Origin of the sequence: Maribacter corallii (genome assembly GCF_047345415.1) — a bacterium.
In the GTDB taxonomy this organism is placed as follows: Bacteria; Bacteroidota; Bacteroidia; order Flavobacteriales; family Flavobacteriaceae; genus Maribacter_C.
The window spans coordinates 384,504-400,621 of sequence record NZ_JBLFEP010000004.1; the positions used below are offsets into that span (position 1 = coordinate 384,504).

16 protein-coding genes are annotated in these 16,118 nt (G+C 41.4%); 5 read left to right on the plus strand and 11 right to left on the minus strand.

Going from position 1 to position 16,118, the window contains the following annotated elements:
- Nucleotides 1-19 precede the first annotated feature (19 nt).
- A complete protein-coding gene (locus ACKWCA_RS15940) occupies nucleotides 20-1,372 on the plus strand; it encodes a helix-turn-helix domain-containing protein (protein ID WP_413979202.1) in 1,353 nt (450 codons plus the stop codon).
- Between the two features lie 279 nt (nucleotides 1,373-1,651).
- Here ACKWCA_RS15940 and ACKWCA_RS15945 read toward each other — a convergent pair whose 3' ends face one another.
- Nucleotides 1,652-1,780 carry a hypothetical protein gene (locus tag ACKWCA_RS15945; RefSeq protein ID WP_413979203.1) on the minus strand — a complete coding sequence of 43 codons (129 nt, stop codon included), beginning with the start codon at nucleotides 1,778-1,780 and terminating at the stop codon, nucleotides 1,652-1,654.
- A gap of 276 nt (nucleotides 1,781-2,056) precedes the next feature.
- On the opposite strand from ACKWCA_RS15945, the gene ACKWCA_RS15950 reads away from it, so the two are divergent.
- Nucleotides 2,057-5,089 carry a SusC/RagA family TonB-linked outer membrane protein gene (locus ACKWCA_RS15950; protein ID WP_413979204.1) on the plus strand — a complete coding sequence of 1,011 codons (3,033 nt, stop codon included), beginning with the start codon at nucleotides 2,057-2,059 and terminating at the stop codon, nucleotides 5,087-5,089.
- Between the two features lie 15 nt (nucleotides 5,090-5,104).
- Nucleotides 5,105-6,484, plus strand: a complete 1,380-nt coding sequence (locus tag ACKWCA_RS15955) for a RagB/SusD family nutrient uptake outer membrane protein (protein ID WP_413979205.1) — start codon at nucleotides 5,105-5,107, stop codon at nucleotides 6,482-6,484.
- A gap of 168 nt (nucleotides 6,485-6,652) precedes the next feature.
- On the opposite strand, the gene ACKWCA_RS15960 is transcribed toward ACKWCA_RS15955, so the two are convergent.
- The gene (locus ACKWCA_RS15960) at nucleotides 6,653-7,162 is read right to left on the minus strand and encodes a hypothetical protein (RefSeq protein WP_413979206.1); all 510 of its coding nucleotides are present in this window, start codon (nucleotides 7,160-7,162) and stop codon (nucleotides 6,653-6,655) included.
- Nucleotides 7,163-7,178: 16 nt separating this feature from the next.
- Nucleotides 7,179-8,024, minus strand: a complete 846-nt coding sequence (locus tag ACKWCA_RS15965; RefSeq protein ID WP_413979507.1) for an alpha/beta fold hydrolase — start codon at nucleotides 8,022-8,024, stop codon at nucleotides 7,179-7,181.
- Between the two features lie 226 nt (nucleotides 8,025-8,250).
- Between ACKWCA_RS15965 and ACKWCA_RS15970 the strand changes: the two genes are divergently transcribed.
- Nucleotides 8,251-8,439 (plus strand): hypothetical protein, encoded by a 189-nt coding sequence (locus ACKWCA_RS15970; protein WP_413979207.1) that lies wholly within the window; start codon nucleotides 8,251-8,253, stop codon nucleotides 8,437-8,439.
- A 3-nt stretch (nucleotides 8,440-8,442) separates the two neighbouring features.
- On the opposite strand, the gene pyrF is transcribed toward ACKWCA_RS15970, so the two are convergent.
- Nucleotides 8,443-9,264, minus strand: a complete 822-nt coding sequence (gene pyrF, locus ACKWCA_RS15975; RefSeq protein WP_413979208.1) for an orotidine-5'-phosphate decarboxylase — start codon at nucleotides 9,262-9,264, stop codon at nucleotides 8,443-8,445.
- 11 nt (nucleotides 9,265-9,275) lie between these two features.
- The gene (gene prfA / locus ACKWCA_RS15980; protein ID WP_413979209.1) at nucleotides 9,276-10,352 is read right to left on the minus strand and encodes a peptide chain release factor 1; all 1,077 of its coding nucleotides are present in this window, start codon (nucleotides 10,350-10,352) and stop codon (nucleotides 9,276-9,278) included.
- Between the two features lie 367 nt (nucleotides 10,353-10,719).
- Here prfA and ACKWCA_RS15985 point away from each other — a divergent pair, with 367 nt between their 5' ends.
- On the plus strand, nucleotides 10,720-11,385 hold the full coding sequence (locus ACKWCA_RS15985; protein ID WP_413979210.1) for an ATP-binding cassette domain-containing protein: 666 nt from the start codon (nucleotides 10,720-10,722) through the stop codon (nucleotides 11,383-11,385).
- On the opposite strand, the gene ACKWCA_RS15990 is transcribed toward ACKWCA_RS15985, so the two are convergent.
- The 6 genes from ACKWCA_RS15990 to ACKWCA_RS16015 all read right to left on the minus strand — a co-directional run bounded on the left by ACKWCA_RS15990 (nucleotide 11,366) and on the right by ACKWCA_RS16015 (nucleotide 16,106).
- Nucleotides 11,366-12,667: a DUF3570 domain-containing protein gene (locus ACKWCA_RS15990; protein WP_413979211.1), complete on the minus strand. Its 1,302-nt coding sequence runs from the start codon at nucleotides 12,665-12,667 to the stop codon at nucleotides 11,366-11,368. The two genes, ACKWCA_RS15985 and ACKWCA_RS15990, sit on opposite strands and share 20 nt — an antisense overlap.
- A 93-nt stretch (nucleotides 12,668-12,760) precedes the next feature.
- A complete protein-coding gene (locus ACKWCA_RS15995; RefSeq protein ID WP_413979212.1) occupies nucleotides 12,761-12,970 on the minus strand; it encodes a DUF4266 domain-containing protein in 210 nt (69 codons plus the stop codon).
- Nucleotides 12,971-12,979: 9 nt separating this feature from the next.
- Entirely contained in the window at nucleotides 12,980-13,975 is a 996-nt protein-coding gene (locus ACKWCA_RS16000; protein ID WP_413979213.1) for an FAD:protein FMN transferase, read from the minus strand.
- A complete protein-coding gene (locus ACKWCA_RS16005) occupies nucleotides 13,972-14,406 on the minus strand; it encodes a thioredoxin family protein (RefSeq protein ID WP_413979214.1) in 435 nt (144 codons plus the stop codon). Before ACKWCA_RS16005 ends, ACKWCA_RS16000 begins: the two co-directional genes overlap by 4 nt.
- A gap of 17 nt (nucleotides 14,407-14,423) precedes the next feature.
- Entirely contained in the window at nucleotides 14,424-14,879 is a 456-nt protein-coding gene (locus tag ACKWCA_RS16010; RefSeq protein ID WP_413979215.1) for a QcrA and Rieske domain-containing protein, read from the minus strand.
- A 48-nt stretch (nucleotides 14,880-14,927) separates the two neighbouring features.
- Nucleotides 14,928-16,106: an AIR synthase related protein gene (locus ACKWCA_RS16015; protein ID WP_413979216.1), complete on the minus strand. Its 1,179-nt coding sequence runs from the start codon at nucleotides 16,104-16,106 to the stop codon at nucleotides 14,928-14,930.
- Nucleotides 16,107-16,118 lie beyond the last annotated feature (12 nt).

The window sequence follows — 16,118 nt, forward strand, 5'->3', positions numbered from 1 at the left end:
AATTCATCCATCAATCAAAATGAGGCAATCAGGAATAACGGTATTATTCTTACTCGTATGCGAATTATGCTACCCTAGTCTGTCTATAGACTTTAGAGGAGAGGCATCGAATCGTATGACCTCATATCTATTGCCGAACCTTATGGGTTCAAATGACTATGACCTAAGGGAATTCGACTCTGAATACTTTGTCGGGTATGGTCTGGGCACACTGGAAAATATCAAGGAAACTACCGCGGGCCATGAAATACCCGAACCAGAATTAAGCACCCTATCTTTTATCTACCTCTACGTTGCCCTAATCGGTTTTTATATCGCTATAATTCTCCATTTCAATAAGAAGGTAGAATTTGTCGCAAAAGTCTTAATCAGTGGTTTTATATTCTTGCACTCGGTTTTCATACTTCATATTTTCTTGTACATCACCAAATATCAATTGCAGTTTCCACATACGTATAGAATTTCAACAGTGTTCTCTTTTCTTTACGGGCCGCTACTCTACCTCTACTTTAAGAGAATTACACATCAATACAAGTTCAAGAAAATCGACCTTCTGCACTTTTTACCTACCGTCCTATTCATTATCTATCTGATTCCAGGTTATTTATTGCCTGCTGATCAGAAATTGGAAATCATGCTGAGTCGAACTGACGGCAGAAGTTTTTCGGATGTTGCCATCATCGTATTCAAATTACTATCGCTGCTGACTTATGGTTATTTTATCAGAAAACTCTATGTGTCATCTAAAAAGAATACGGAGCTTAGTTCTGAAAATAGTAAGTGGCAAAAGAATATTTTCGTTATTCATATGCTCTATGTGGTTTGCTATTCGGCCTATGGATTTTTACTGGCCAATAACATGACCATTGGTTTTTTGTATCATATGCAAGTAATGTGTATGGCCTTAATGGTCATGTACCTTGGTTATTCCGCTAACGTTCAACCAGCGGTTTTCAATGGATCTTATTCACTTAGCAAACTGTTTTATAAGTATGAAAAATCTGGACTCACAAAAAGTCTGTCGCTTGAACTAAAGGATAGTCTCATCCTCTTGTTCGACGAAGAAAAAATATATAAGGATAGTTCTATTTGTTTAGAAGCCCTCTCCAATAGGTTGAATACCACCAGACACAATACTTCTCAGGTCATTAACGAACACTTTCATATGAGTTTTCATGAACTGATCAATAGATATCGAATTCGTGAAGCAAAAGAAATCTTGAACAATGATGTTCAAAAAAATCTGAATATCATAGATGTTGCCTATGAGGTGGGCTATAACAACAAAGTAACCTTCAATAAGGCCTTCAAAAAAGATACGCAACTTACACCAAGCCAGTACCAGCGTATGGCGCTTAGCTCTGCCATGTAAACATTTCGTAAACTTTCTTCGGTAAGGGAAACTTTTATAAGGCTTTCCCCGCTACTCCATTTTTGTATTTAATTTGGATGTTCATCAATCAAATGGTAAAATGGCAGTTCCGAAGGGTATACTCCTTAGAAATCATTCTTCTTTCTCATTTTAGAGTAGTTATTTGAATTAGTCATCAATACGACCCGCTCGGGCTGCCCTTTACTACTTCCCAAAGCTACACTCGACCATTCTATCGGCGCCTTCAGAGGCCGACCACTACTACCCAATCAAGATGGATCAAACACCACTTTCAACTTTATATAGGTAAGGTGGTTCCAGCACCTCCACTTCCACTTCCACTTCCACTTCTACTTCTACTTCTACTTCTACCTCCACTTCCACTTCCACTTCCACTTCCACTTCCACTTCTACTTCTACTTCTACTTCTACTTCTACTTCTACTTCTACTTCTACTTCTAAGGTAAAATACTCGTAAACTTTCTTCGGAGAAGGAAACGTTTATAAGTGTTTCCCAAAAGAATGTTAAGAGCCACTTACTTTGACCCAGTGACTAACTCATTGTAATAACAGCAGCTCTGAAGACTTACTTCTAAAAAAGAACTTCTGTCTCAGTTTTTAGGGTAATTATTTGAATTAGCTATCAACTTTCAGGGCTGCATTTTACATCTAAAAATCTGAAGTATGCGAAAAAAAAGTTATGGGCTGCTCCTAATACTCATAATGAGTATATCATGGGTTCAAGCTCAAGAAAAAACAGTAACAGGAAACATTACGGATCAAGATAATGTTCCCTTGCCCGGCGTGAACATCGTTGTAAAGGAAACTACCCGAGGTACCCAGTCCGATTTTGATGGAAACTATGCCATCAATGCGAGTGAGGGAGAGGTATTGATTTTCTCTTATTTGGGCCAAACCACAATTGAACGGGTTGTCGGTTCCTCGTCGATTATCAATGTACAAATGCAAGAAGATGCATCACAATTGGAAGAAGTTGTAGTGGTGGGTTTCGGAACCCAATCAAAACGTCTTTTAACCGATAATGTGGCCAAGATCGACTCTGATCAAATAGGCGGCATTTCTACTCCAGCTTTACAAAATGCGCTCGTCGCCAAGGCACCAGGGGTACAGATTACCCAAATCAATGGTAAACTCGAAGGTGGTGTCAAAGTGATCATTCGTGGGCTTTCGTCCGTATCGGCTTCGCAAGAACCGCTCTATGTCATCGATGGTATCGAGATGAACAACAATAACATTTCCTCTATACAGTCGAACTTGAATCCGCTCTTAGCCATCAATCCAAATGACATTGAGTCCATCGATATTCTTAAAGATGCCTCTGCGACTGCAATTTTCGGTGCGAAAGGTACCAATGGGGTGGTATTGATAACCACCAAAAGAGGTAAAGAAGGAAAATCAACGATTTCCGTAGATCTATCTACCAGTTTTGGTCAACCGACAAACAAAAGGGATTGGTTAAATTCAGCTCAGTATATCGAACTACTGCAAGAATCGGCTTTTAACTCCCCAGCTTTTGATTTTACTACGCAAGCAGAAGCCGATGAGTGGGTCGATGTACGATTGCAAAGATATCAGGGTGATCAAGATTATAGAAACATAGATACGGATTGGCAAGAAGAGGCATTTCAAAATAGTTTTGTTCGCGATGCTAATATTTCCTTTGCAGGTGGTACGGAAAAGACCAAAAGCTTTCTATCGGCGTCGTATAACAATTCTGACGGTATTATTAGAGGCAATAGCCTGGAACGAATTAGTATGAGAGCGAATATCGACCATGATATAAACGATTGGTTGGATGTGGGCTTCAACTTGGGTTATACCAGCACGGTAATTGATCGGATATCGGGGGATAATTCTTTTACCACTCCTCTGCAGGCCATAGCCCAAGTACCTACAGCACCCGTTTTTCTATCAGACGGGGAATTGAACGGAAGTACTCTCTATGCCAACTTTCTATTGCAAGACAAACACTCCTTCCGCCTAACAAAAAGGAGAAGGCTTCTCAGCAAGTTCTTTGCGGAATTGAAGTTATTAGAATCTTTGAAGTTCAAATCTGAAATAGGGTACGACTACCTCAATCAGACCGTTGATAGAAATACGGGAAGGTTAGCGCCATTTCAATCCACCAATGGCCAATCATTTGCCTCGGACAATGGTACTGAAATCATTTCCACAAATAATTATCTGACCTTCAACAAGTTATTCGGTGAACACTCCAATTTAGATTTTGTATTGGGAACCAACTACACCCGATTTAAGAATAGGGCCAGTTCAGTAACCGGTGATGGGTTTCCGACGGATAATTTCAAATCGGTATCAAGTGCTGCCACCATATCGGACGGTACGGGTACCTTCACGAATTGGGCACAAATATCTTACTTTGCTCGGGCCACTTATGATTATAAAAACCGCTATATCTTAAAGGCAAGTATTCGACAAGATGGTTCATCGCGCTTTGGGGAAAACAATAGGTTTGGATATTTTCCATCAGGGTCTTTAGGTTGGATTATTTCCGAAGAAAATTTTCTTAAGGAATCAAATACGTTATCCCTACTTAAGTTTAGGGCAAGTTGGGGAATCAATGGTAATACCCCGATTGCTAATTTTCCGAGTTTAGGACTTTACGGCGGGACGAACTATAACGGTCAATCCGGACTTGAATTTACACAAGGTGAAAACCCTGATTTGAAATGGGAAGAAACGGAACAGACGAATTTCGGTTTGGACTTTGGTTTCGCAAACAACCGCATAAGCGGTGAAATCGACTACTATGTCAAAAAAACGAAAGACCTTTTGTTCTTTACCCGTGTGCCTTTTGAAGCCCAGTTGCCTTCAGCCCAAGTGCTTCAGAATATCGGTAACCTAGAAAATAGTGGTTTTGAGTTTGTCTTGAATACCACCAACATACAAACCGAGGATTTCACTTGGAAAACCAGTATCAACTTTGCAACGAACAAGAATGAAATTACAAGTTTGCCGAATGCAGAAGACCAAATAACGGGTCGTAATATTTTGCGAGAAGGTGAACCTATAAATTCGTTCTACATGGTAGAGTACGCCGGTGTCAACGCTCAAACAGGGGATGCGGAGTACGTGCTCAACACCGAAAATGCCGATGGCACGCTAAACAAAGGCGTGACCAATGATTTTTCGCAAGCCGAGCGTGTAGTAGTCGGTAACCCGAATCCAGATATCATCGGGGGGTTCTCCAGTACTTTGAACTATAAAACCATAGACTTTTCGTTTACCTTTCAAGGCCAATGGGGAGCCCAGCTCTATAACAATGCCGGTCAATACCAAGAAACCGGTTTTGGCAACGGCCTAGACAACCAAGATGAGTATATCTATAATAATAGATGGCAAAACCCGGGTGACATTACCGATGTACCTCAAGCGCGACTCTTTGTAAATAATGGGCATTCGCCAAGTTCGAGATATTTACAAGATACAGACTTCGTACGCCTCAGAAACCTTACACTGGGTTATTCGTTGCCCACCCCAGCACTGGATAGACTGGGTATGAGTCGTGTTCGAATCTATGTGTCAGGACTTAATTTGCTGACTTTTACGAACTACCGAGGTTACGACCCTGAATCATCAAACGACGATGCGAATACCAATACGAATGTTGGAAACACGTTTTATTCGGCACCACCAGCTAAGGTATATACGATGGGTATCAATCTTTCTTTCTAAATAAAAAATATACACATGAAACAGATAAAATTCTTAGTTATTCTCTTCTTTTCGATGATCGCCATATCATGTGAAAAGGAACTAGATCTAGAACCGCAGCAAAGTATTAGTATTGGTGCGGCAACCGAAACACCGGAAAATATCAATTCAATTCTTCTGGCTGCCTATGACATCGGTAGAAATACGAGCCCTGATAATGTAGCACCACTATATAACGGTAACTATAGTGGCGAACTGAACATCGTTTCAGAACTCTTGGGAAATACGGATCAAGTGAGTTGGAACGGAACCTTTGCGAACTTATCCGAGATTGCCAGCAAGGCTCTTCTCAACAACAACGGCAGCGCGCTTAATATTTATAATGACAGCTATGCGATAATGGGCCATGTCAATACGGTTCTCGCTAATCTTGATAAGTTCGATGATGCGGCCGAGAGAGATCGAGTAGAAGGAGAGGCGAAATTCTTAAGAGGTCTCGTCTATTTTGATATGGTAAAGCTATATGGCCAACAGTATAATGCCTCGGGAGGTAACACACAACTCGGAGTACCTATCATACTCACCCCCCCGGATATCACTATTCGTATTCCCAGAAATACGGTAGAGGAAGTTTATGCACAAATCGTCTCGGATTTAGGCGATGCCTATGCCAAACTGCCCGACACCAATGATGCGCGAGCCGATAAGTACGCTGCTCAAGCGATGCTGGCACGTGTATACCTCCAACAAGGTAATTTTACAGCTGCAAGAGATGCAGCGGACGACGTTCTTCAAAACAGTGGACATGAATTGACGGCCACTTTCGCCGAGGCATTTGATACCGATGACAATACGGTAGAAACCATTTTTTCATGGATCATCAACAACCAAGAGGGTACGAATCTTACCAATACGCACTATGCTACAGAAGCTTTGGGAGGTAGAGGCGGTGATATCGCCATCACACAAGACTATTTAGATAAATTTGATTCCGATGTTGACGAACGCAAAAACTTCAATTATCCGGGAGAAGGGGTAAGTACGGGGTTAACACTGACGTCAAAACACACGCGACAATTTGCAAATGCCACTCCAGTGAGAATTGCTGAGATGCACTTGATTCGGGCAGAATGTAATTTTAGGTTGGGGAGCAGCGTCGGACTACCCCCTTTGGACGAAATCAATGCACTTCGCGCAAGATCCTCAGCCCCTGCACTTGGAAGCCTAACTTTAGACCTTATTCTTCTTGAGCGCGAATTGGAACTAGCTTTTGAAGGCTTTACATTACATGATTATAAAAGGACACAACGAGCTATCGGAGGCTTGCCTTTTGACGATAACAAATTAGTATTTCCGATTCCGCAATCCGCCAGGGATCGAAATCCCTTATTGGAGCAGAATCAGGGATATAACTAAAATAGCCAGTCAAATTGAATTTAAGAAAGACCGATTTCATATCGGTCTTTTTTTTTGAGGAAAAGCAAACAACATCGGAGTGGGCTAACAAGGTATTTGAAAGAAACCAAATTCACCAAATCGGGCCGCCCGCCGGACGTAGGAATAGATTCCGATTAACGGGAAAAGCTACTCCTCTTTTCTATACAAGCCGTCGAAAATAATTATAACCGGGGCATCATTACCGACCATTTCCCATAATTGACGAACGGTGCCATCGGTATTATGTGTCCAAGTAATCCTATTTCTGTAGACCTTTCCATCCGTATGTGTAAACGCTTCAGAAGAAAGAATCATTTGATTTCCGATGCGACCTCCCTTAAGTTTGAGATGGGTACCTTGGTTATCTACCCACAACTGTTCCCAGTATCCGGTTTGGGAATTAAAAAAATTGGTGCTGATACCCGTACTACCACTACTCCCTTTCCACCGCTCTTGTAAAACACAATCGTTTTCTAGTTTTTGAATATGGTTGGTACCGACAACGGTACCGGAACCATCCGTTATGATCCAATGACCGACCCAAAAATCAAAGGCGCTGTGATTTTCAGTACAACAGCTACATGGTGCTTTTTGAGCATACATAGTTCCCGTTACAAGAGCAAATACACCTATGAAGAGTATCCTAGTTGATTTCATGATTCTGTTGCAGTAGTTACCGAACAGCTGACAAGGTGGTACGTTCCTGCTTTAATGCCTCTTGGACCAAAATAGACTCCCAACTTAAATCCGATAGGTAGTTAATTACCAATCTATTAAAAATTTCAGGTTGTTCCACGTTTACCACATGTCCACAATGTTCGATCATCAGTAGACTTGAATGTTGATGCTTTTGAACAATTTTTTTTACGGACGGAAGAAAAAGATAATCTTCTCCTCCCATGACATACAGGGTAGGAATCTTAATATCGTTAGCTCTGAATAGACGCAACAGGGGATTGATTTCGGAAGTCAATGTAAACCATCGTAAGAACTCTTTCTGGCATAATTTTTTCGCTTCTCGAACAAAAAGTAAGCGAGATTCCCGGTGGTTGCTATTTGGCATTATGATAAATGCGAAGAACTTATAAAGCCATAGATACGGCACTACCGACTTGAAGATATTGCCTAGTCGCATTAATAACTGCGACCTTAAATTCAACTTCATTATAGCACCTCCCATGACCAGGCCTTCCACTTTTTCAGGGCATCGCTCGGCCAGATTTCGTATGAGTATCGTACCTAATGAAATACCGACAAAATGTGATTTTTTTATTTGCAGGTGCTCGATTACCTCTATGATGTCACTGGTAATGACATCAAAGGTATACTTATCACTGAAGGCTTCTTTTAATTTCGGTTCCGAATTGCCATGCCCTCGTAAATCAAGTAACAGCACATTGAAGTGTTTTCTAAATTCACGCAGTTGCTTATACCAAATAGACGAACTACCGCCAGCGCCATGGACGAAAGTTACCCAGACTTTTGAATCTTGATGAAGATATGTATTGTAATTCAGCAAAGTGTCTCGCGTACCTATTTTGGTAACATTGCAATGTATTAAATCTTTTCGCAGCTTCGTGCTCTTTAACGGATTATTTAACACTTTAACCCATTTGGACGTGATTTGTGAATTAAGAAATTCCTAAGAAATTATTAAAAGAACTGATTTATCGACAAATACAACGATTTTAAACATCCAAAGCATCAATCCGAGCGTATATTTACCAGAACTTATTTATAAGACTATGGAAAATCAATATTGCAAAGTAGGAAGTGTTACCCCTATCGCGGCTAACAGAAACATGATTCATATTTTAGAGTACCAATACCAGAATTTTTTGGATAAAGCTTCGGATATCAACGATGCCCGATTAGTGGAATTTTTTGAGCAGAAAGCCAATAAAATCAAAAGAGTTCTTGAAAACTTGGTATAGCATTCAATTAAGGTTTTTCAACGCCCCTGACATCTTAACTTGAATTCTCTCGGCACAATTCGCGGCCGCATTCGCAAAATCAGTTTTGTTTGACGCATAGATTATTCCCCTAGAGGAATTTACAAGAAGGCCTACCTTCGAGGTCAAACCATATTTGCATACTTCTTCAAGACTTCCACCCTGCGCACCAACACCCGGAATAAGCAAGAAATTGTCTGGAACAATTTTCCGTATGTCGTACAGATATTCTGCCTTGGTGGCGCCGACGACATACATCAGGTTCTCAGAATTTTGATAGGTCTGTGTGGTTTTCAAGACCTCTTTATACAGTTCAATACCTTCTATTTTCTTGGTTTGAAAATCATAAGCGCCGTCATTCGAGGTCAACGCCAGTAGAATGGTATGTTTATCTGTGAACGCTAAAAAAGGCTCTACGGAATCTCGGCCCATATATGGGGCGATCGTAATGGAATCAAACGCCAACTCCTCAAAAAATGCCTTGGCATATCGCGTAGAAGTATTGCCAATATCCCCTCTTTTAGCGTCGGCTATTGTAAAGAGCTCGGGATATTTTGAATTAATATAGTCAATCGTCTTTTTTAGTGCCACCCATCCTTGAATACCGTAGGCTTCATAAAAAGCAATGTTGGGTTTGTAGGCCACACATAAATGATGTGTAGCATCGATAATCTCCTTATTAAAGGCGAAAATGGGGTCTTCCTCCGCTAACAAATGCGTAGGGATTTTTTCGAGATCGGTATCCAATCCGATACAGAGAAACGATTTTTTTTTATGTATTTGTTCTAATAAAGCTTCTGTTGTCATTCCATAAGTAATTAGAAGGTCTCCGAAGCTTCCTTGAGTTTTTCGGTGTTTTCTACCAGGCTAAGTTCATCAATGATTTTTTGAATATCACCATTGATAATATTCTGTAGGTCATAGAGTGTCAATCCGATACGATGATCCGTCACCCTACCTTGCGCATAATTATAAGTTCTAATTTTCGCGGAACGGTCGCCACTACTGACCTGTGAATTTCGCTTGGCAGCATCTTCTTCCTGTTTTTTGGCCAGTTCTAAGTCGTACAAACGAGAGCGTAGTACCCGAAAGGCCTTGTCTTTGTTCTTATGTTGTGATTTTTGGTCTTGGCACTGAGCCACTAATCCCGTAGGTATATGTGTTAACCGTACTGCCGAATAGGTCGTATTCACAGATTGTCCACCAGGACCAGATGAGCAGAAAAAGTCGATACGCACGTCCTTGGGGTCGATCTGAACATCAAAATCCTCGGCCTCTGGAAGCACCATTACCGTAGCCGCACTGGTGTGAACACGGCCTTGGGTCTCGGTCTGTGGCACGCGTTGCACGCGATGCACTCCCGCTTCGAATTTTAGAGTGCCGTAAACATCGGAGCCGGACACCTCAAACTGTATTTCCTTATAACCGCCACTGGTACCCTCGCTCAAATCGATAACATTCGTCTTCCAACCTTTTGATTCGCAATACTTGGTATACATTCTAAAAAGATCTCCAGCAAAAATACTGGCTTCATCACCACCTGTACCTGCACGAATTTCCATGACGACATCCTTGGCATCTTCAGGGTCTTTGGGTATTAACATCAGCTTGATTTCCTCTTCCAAAACAGGTAATCCCGCTTTGGCCTCTTCAAGCTGCATTTTCGCCATTTCAAGCATCTCGGCATCACTTCCATCGGCAATGATCTCTTCGGCTTCCTCGATATTATTGGTGAGCTCGACATATTGATCTCGTTTTGCGACTAGGGCTTTAAGATCACTATATTCCTTCGTCAATTGCACATAGCGCTTTTGATCCGATATGATATCGGGCTGTATAATCAGGTCGGAAACCTCGTCAAAGCGTTGCTTTACTATGTTAAGTTTGTCAATCATAATCGTGCATCAATTCGAAGGACGAATTTACAATAAATTTGTACATTTAAAGATACCGGAAGTATTGGATGCATTCTATTTTCAGATTAAAAACGCTACAGCTTGGGTTTCACTTTTACAAAAGGCTTCTTGTTCTAAGTTTATTGATTTCACTTATGTTCGGGTTTATGAAAATGTCCCTAGCAGTGATTCTGGTATTTAAGTTTTTGCTTTTCGTAATTCTATTGATTGCCTACTTCGAACCAAGTTTAAAACAAAAGCTGATTTTTTACAAAAACTTCGGAATGTCGGCAGTATTTCTAATTTTCACTTCTTTTGTAATCGATTCTTTTTTTACTAGTATTCTCATACTAACCTTGCATCAATTTTGACAGTTGAAATTGACAGTGTAGAACTAAGTTTTGACCAAAAGAAAATTCTTTATGGTGTTTATCTAAAGGGTGAAACGGGAAAAATTACAGGAGTTCTTGGAAGAAACGGCTCTGGAAAAACATGTTTACTACGCATTCTTTTCGGGGACTTAAAACCTACATACAAGAACATCCGTTTGGATGGAAACCACCTAAAAGAATCGTTGTTCGAAAGAAATTTAGTAGCTTATCTTCCCCAGCACAAAATGCTCCCTGTCAATATGAAGATATCCCGTGCCTTTGATTTTTTTCAGGCTAATTGGAGCAACTTTACCAATACGTTCGATTCTTTTGGGATATATACCAACAGTAAAATAAATGAACTTTCATCCAGTGAGCTTCGCGTAATTGAAACCTATCTCATCTTGAATTCGGGCAAAAAAATAATTTTGCTCGATGAACCTTTTTCTTTTGTGGCACCAATCTATGTCGAGAAGTTCAAAAAGTTGATTTTAGAAAAGAAAAATGATTCCGCAATCATTATTACCGACCATTTCTATCGAGAAATTTTAAGCATTAGTGATTCCACCTACCTTCTTAAAAACGGCTACTCTAAATTAATTCAATCAAAAAAAGACTTGGAAAATGAGGGGTACATAAGTTCTAATCCCCAACAAAGGTAGTACCCAAGGTCATGATAAGAGCATTCAGACCATCACTTCGATCATAGGCATTGAAGCGCAGATTTATGTTCTTCAAACCAAAGGTCAAAACCTTGGCCTTTGCAAAAATATCCTTGTACCGAATTCCTATTCCATATTGATTGGCGGTATAACCCGACAAATCGTAATCAGAGGTATAGAAATCGAGTGTAGAAAGCGCTATTTTCTTTGGATAAAAATAGTCGGCCGCCGTCTGCGAATAGTAGCGATAGGAGGGGTAGACCGTAAAACTATCATTCAATTTGATAGGAACTTCTAGATTCGCCGTATGCGAGGTAATACCCCAATTATCAGCATAAAAGCGATAGTAACTTCTCAGCACAACACGGTCGTTCAAGTAATAGTTCAACCGTCCGCCAATGGGAACCTTAAATCGGCTGTCGGGTAATCGTTCTACATCATCGGCCAGTTGAAAATCCTCGATAAAAAAATCAGGTGAATCGGCAAAGTAAATCCGTTGAAATGGTGTACTCAATAATCCCGTCTGTGATACCAAATCCAAGAAAACAGACCCCTGTAGCTTTTTGCCCAATACCTGGGATAGCCCCAAAGAAATTGAATACGAGTTTCTCGTTTCTTTTTCAAAAGCAGTAAAGTCGGGAGCGTAGGTACCAGTACCGCTCGTTCGCGAATCAAAGAAACCGTTTCGAAGCTCAATGGGGTATTGTGAATTCCATTTATCCAAAAAGGCCTGTACATTCACCGAAACTTCAGTATTTTTTTCGTTGAACAAGTGGGCATATCCCCCACCGAATCCAAGAGAGAAATAGTCATACTCGGCGGAAACGTAGGCCTTGGCATTTACAATGGAGTTGCGATCATTCGAAGTATGTTGATATGAAGGATTGAAATAGGTCAAGACGTCTTGCCGAGAAGCTCCGGATGAAGCACTAAACGGGCTTACCGTTCTACTCGCGTCTCCATCAAGAGGATTCACGTTACTTGAAGAGGCGGAAGTGTAGGCTGAAATACCTGCATCGACGGTCAGTACATCGTCTTCGTTGAGCGGAATCTTAACCACAATACTTGAGGTAGCATCGGTCAACTCTTCGGTACCTTCACCACCGGTTACTGCTGCATTCTGACCATCTTGACCATAGTAACTGAATAGCAATTCAATTTCGGTAGCCTCTAAAACCCGTTTTTTATAACTCGTATCTTCTTGCGCAAAAGAGACCGTTCCTACGAACACGATAACGAAAAGCAGCAATTTGTTCAAAAAATAATATTTCAGGTGTTCCATTTATACTACTAAAAATCCTTCGGTTGGCCAGGATGAACATTCATCTCTTTGTGGTAAAACAAATCTGTGTCATGTTGGCCTCGAACATCTTGTTCAATTACACCCACAGCCGCCACCCGATTTGCCTCCATTGGCACCAGCGGCCGCTTCTCTATAAATTTGAAAATTGGTCTCAAAACGTTCCATGCTCTTGGCCGACAGTTGCATCTCATCATCGTTCAGGTACACTTTTTCGTACTCCTTGACCGCTACACAAGAGGTACTAAGAACTACGAACAACACTACTAACGCTACTTTCCCCATGCTTTAAAATTACGGTTTTCGGTCAAACAATATTCCACTACTTTTATGTACTTTGTTATCGGTGTCAAACAAGATGACTTCAGTACCTCCCAATTGATTGATCAACGAAAGTCCTGCATCTTTACCCATTATAAAAACGGCTGTTGCCAAGGCATCACACAACTCGGCACTTTTGGCGAAGATGGTGACTTGGGTAATTCCTGAAGAGGGATACCCTGTTCTTGGATCGATGATGTGTGAATATCGTTTTCCATCGAAAGTGACGTATTTCTCATAATTACCCGAAGTTGCTACCGAAGATTCCACTACCGGTAACCATGACACTATTTTGTCTTTGCTTAAAGGGTTCACAATGCCTATAATCCACTTTTTTCCGCTGAGATCGGTACCCCAGGTAGATAGGTCTCCTGCGGCATTGATGATTCCCCCGACCACTTGCTTCGACACTAAAAGTTCTTTCGCCTTATCTGCCGCATACCCTTTTCCTATAGCCCCAAAGGAGATTTTCATGCCTTTTTGCTCGAGAAATACGGTCTGATTATCATGATCTAAGATGATTTTTCTGTAGCCCACCTTAGCAACCGAATTCTTTATCTCGGTCGCACTGGGCATTTTTTCCATACTGCCGTCGAATTTCCAGATCTTATCCATGGAGGAGTAAGAGATATCGAAGGCACCATCGGTCAGTTCGGAAATCTGCTTTGAACGTTCAATCAACTTGAACAGCTCTAGGCTAACCTTGACGGGTCTTATTCCCGCATTTCTGTTGATCAATGCCGTTTCGGAGTTTTCATCCCATGCTGAAATTATTTTTTCGATACGGGTAATCTCGGCCGCTGCTTCTTCAATGTTGATATACCCCAGCTCTTCATCAATAGCCAGAACGGTAATATCAAAACGACTGCCCATGAGTTTCATCGTTCTTTTGACGGTCACATGCTTGGAATCCTGCGAAAAGCCGGAAAAAACAAGAAAAACGAAAAAGATCGAAAAGAGAAACCTCACTTTATGAAGGTGTTTAAGTGTGTTATATACTCCGAAGGCGTCACTTTCTTAAATCCGGTTGCCCCCAATACCTCCTCGCTTCCGTTTAGGAGGACCACTAGTGGAAAATAGCCTTTAGGATTGAATCGGTCGGCCAATGACCTGTTTTGAGCCACCAACTCTTTTGATAGTCCGTTGTCTTTTTTGCGTGGAAAATCGGCCCGATACAAGACATAGTTCTCCTTGGCATACGACCGAAATTCATCCGATTGCCAAATCCATTTATCCAGTTTTATACAGGGCGCGCACCAATCAGAACCGGAAAAAACAAGAATAAGTGGCCGTTCACGCTCCACTGCCAAGGTTATTGCCTCGGTATATGAGGGTTGCCAATCTTGTGCATAGCTACCGGCCATGCTAAGCATTATGACAAGGAAAAAAAGCTTTTTCAATTTATTTATTTTGAAAACTAAGATTCGAAAACGCGAAGTACATTTTCCTCCTCGTTCAATTCGGTGTTGTAGACTTTTAGTTGTCTCGCGGGATTACCGTCTACTTGATTCAAAGGTGATCCGTTCTGGGCGAAGCGTGAACCATGTACATCACAATAAAAAATACCACCATCATTTTCTACAAATCGCACTTGATCGTATGCTTCATGACTGCAAACTTGGCTGGCAGCTACAAATTCGCCTTCGAGGTTCTTCACCACAACAACTAGATTCTTAAGAATAAAACCTCCATTATTAGCCAGTTTTGTAGCTTCCGAAGACATTAAATCTATAGTAAAATCGACACCTGATGGCTCTTCCACAATAGTACCCGGGGTTTCCTGATTATCGCTCGAACATCCATGAATACAAGGGAATGTCAATGCAAAAGCTGCACCGGCACCCAAGCTCTTTAAAAACTGCTTTCTTTCCATAGCTTTTATTTACTATACAAAACGCAGTTTTAGAGGTAATCGTATGCCTTAATAACGGTATGTTCCGAACGGGCTCTGAATCGTTAATTTTTTGGAAGAATTCTCTTCCACACGACCTATAATTCTACCCTCAATACCGAATTGTCCGGCTATGGCAATAATGTCATTCGCAATGGAACCGTCCACATAAAACTCTAGACGATGACCGCAGTTGAACACTTGGTACATTTCTTTCCAATCCGTTCCCGATTGTTCTTGAATCAATCGGAACAGTGGTGGTATCGGAAACAGGTTGTCTTTGATCACATGCAACCGGTCGATAAAATGAAGTATTTTAGTTTGGGCACCCCCGCTGCAATGCACCATGCCATGTATGGATTTCGCATCGTATTTTTCCAAAACTTTTTTGACGACTGGAGCGTACGTACGCGTTGGTGAAAGCACCAACTTACCTGCATCGACTGGGGAGTTTTCAATGGGGTCGGTCAACTTCACGTCACCTGAGTACACTAGTTCATTCGGTACGGCCCCATCAAAGCTTTCGGGGTATTTTTCGGCCAAATATTTCGAAAAAACGTCATGCCGTGCCGAAGTGAGTCCATTACTACCCATACCTCCATTGTATTCCTTTTCATAGGTAGCCTGACCGAAAGAGGCCAGTCCCACAATAACATTCCCCGCCTTGATATTGGCGTTATCTATGACCTGGTTTCGTTTCATTCGCGCAGTAACGGTCGAGTCAACGATAATCGTACGTACCAAATCACCGACATCGGCGGTCTCTCCGCCGGTTGAATGGATCGTGATGCCGTGGGATCTTAAATCAGCAATGAGTTCTTCGGTGCCATTGATAATAGCCGAAAGGACTTCTCCGGGAATCAGATTCTTATTTCTTCCTATGGTCGAGGAGAGCATGATATTATCAGTTGCCCCTACACATATCAAATCATCGATATTCATAATGAGGGCATCTTGCGCAATACCTTTCCAAACTGATAGATCACCGGTTTCTTTCCAATACATATAGGCCAACGAAGATTTAGTGCCGGCACCATCTGCATGCATGACCAAACAGTACGCTTCGTCATTGGTCAAATAATCCGGTACTATTTTACAGAAGGCCTTGGGAAACAATCCCTTATCGATATTCTTGATGGCATTATGAACGTCTTCCTTTGAGGCGGAAACCCCTCTCTGGCTATATCTCTCACTATGGGATGAACTCATTCTATAAAGTTT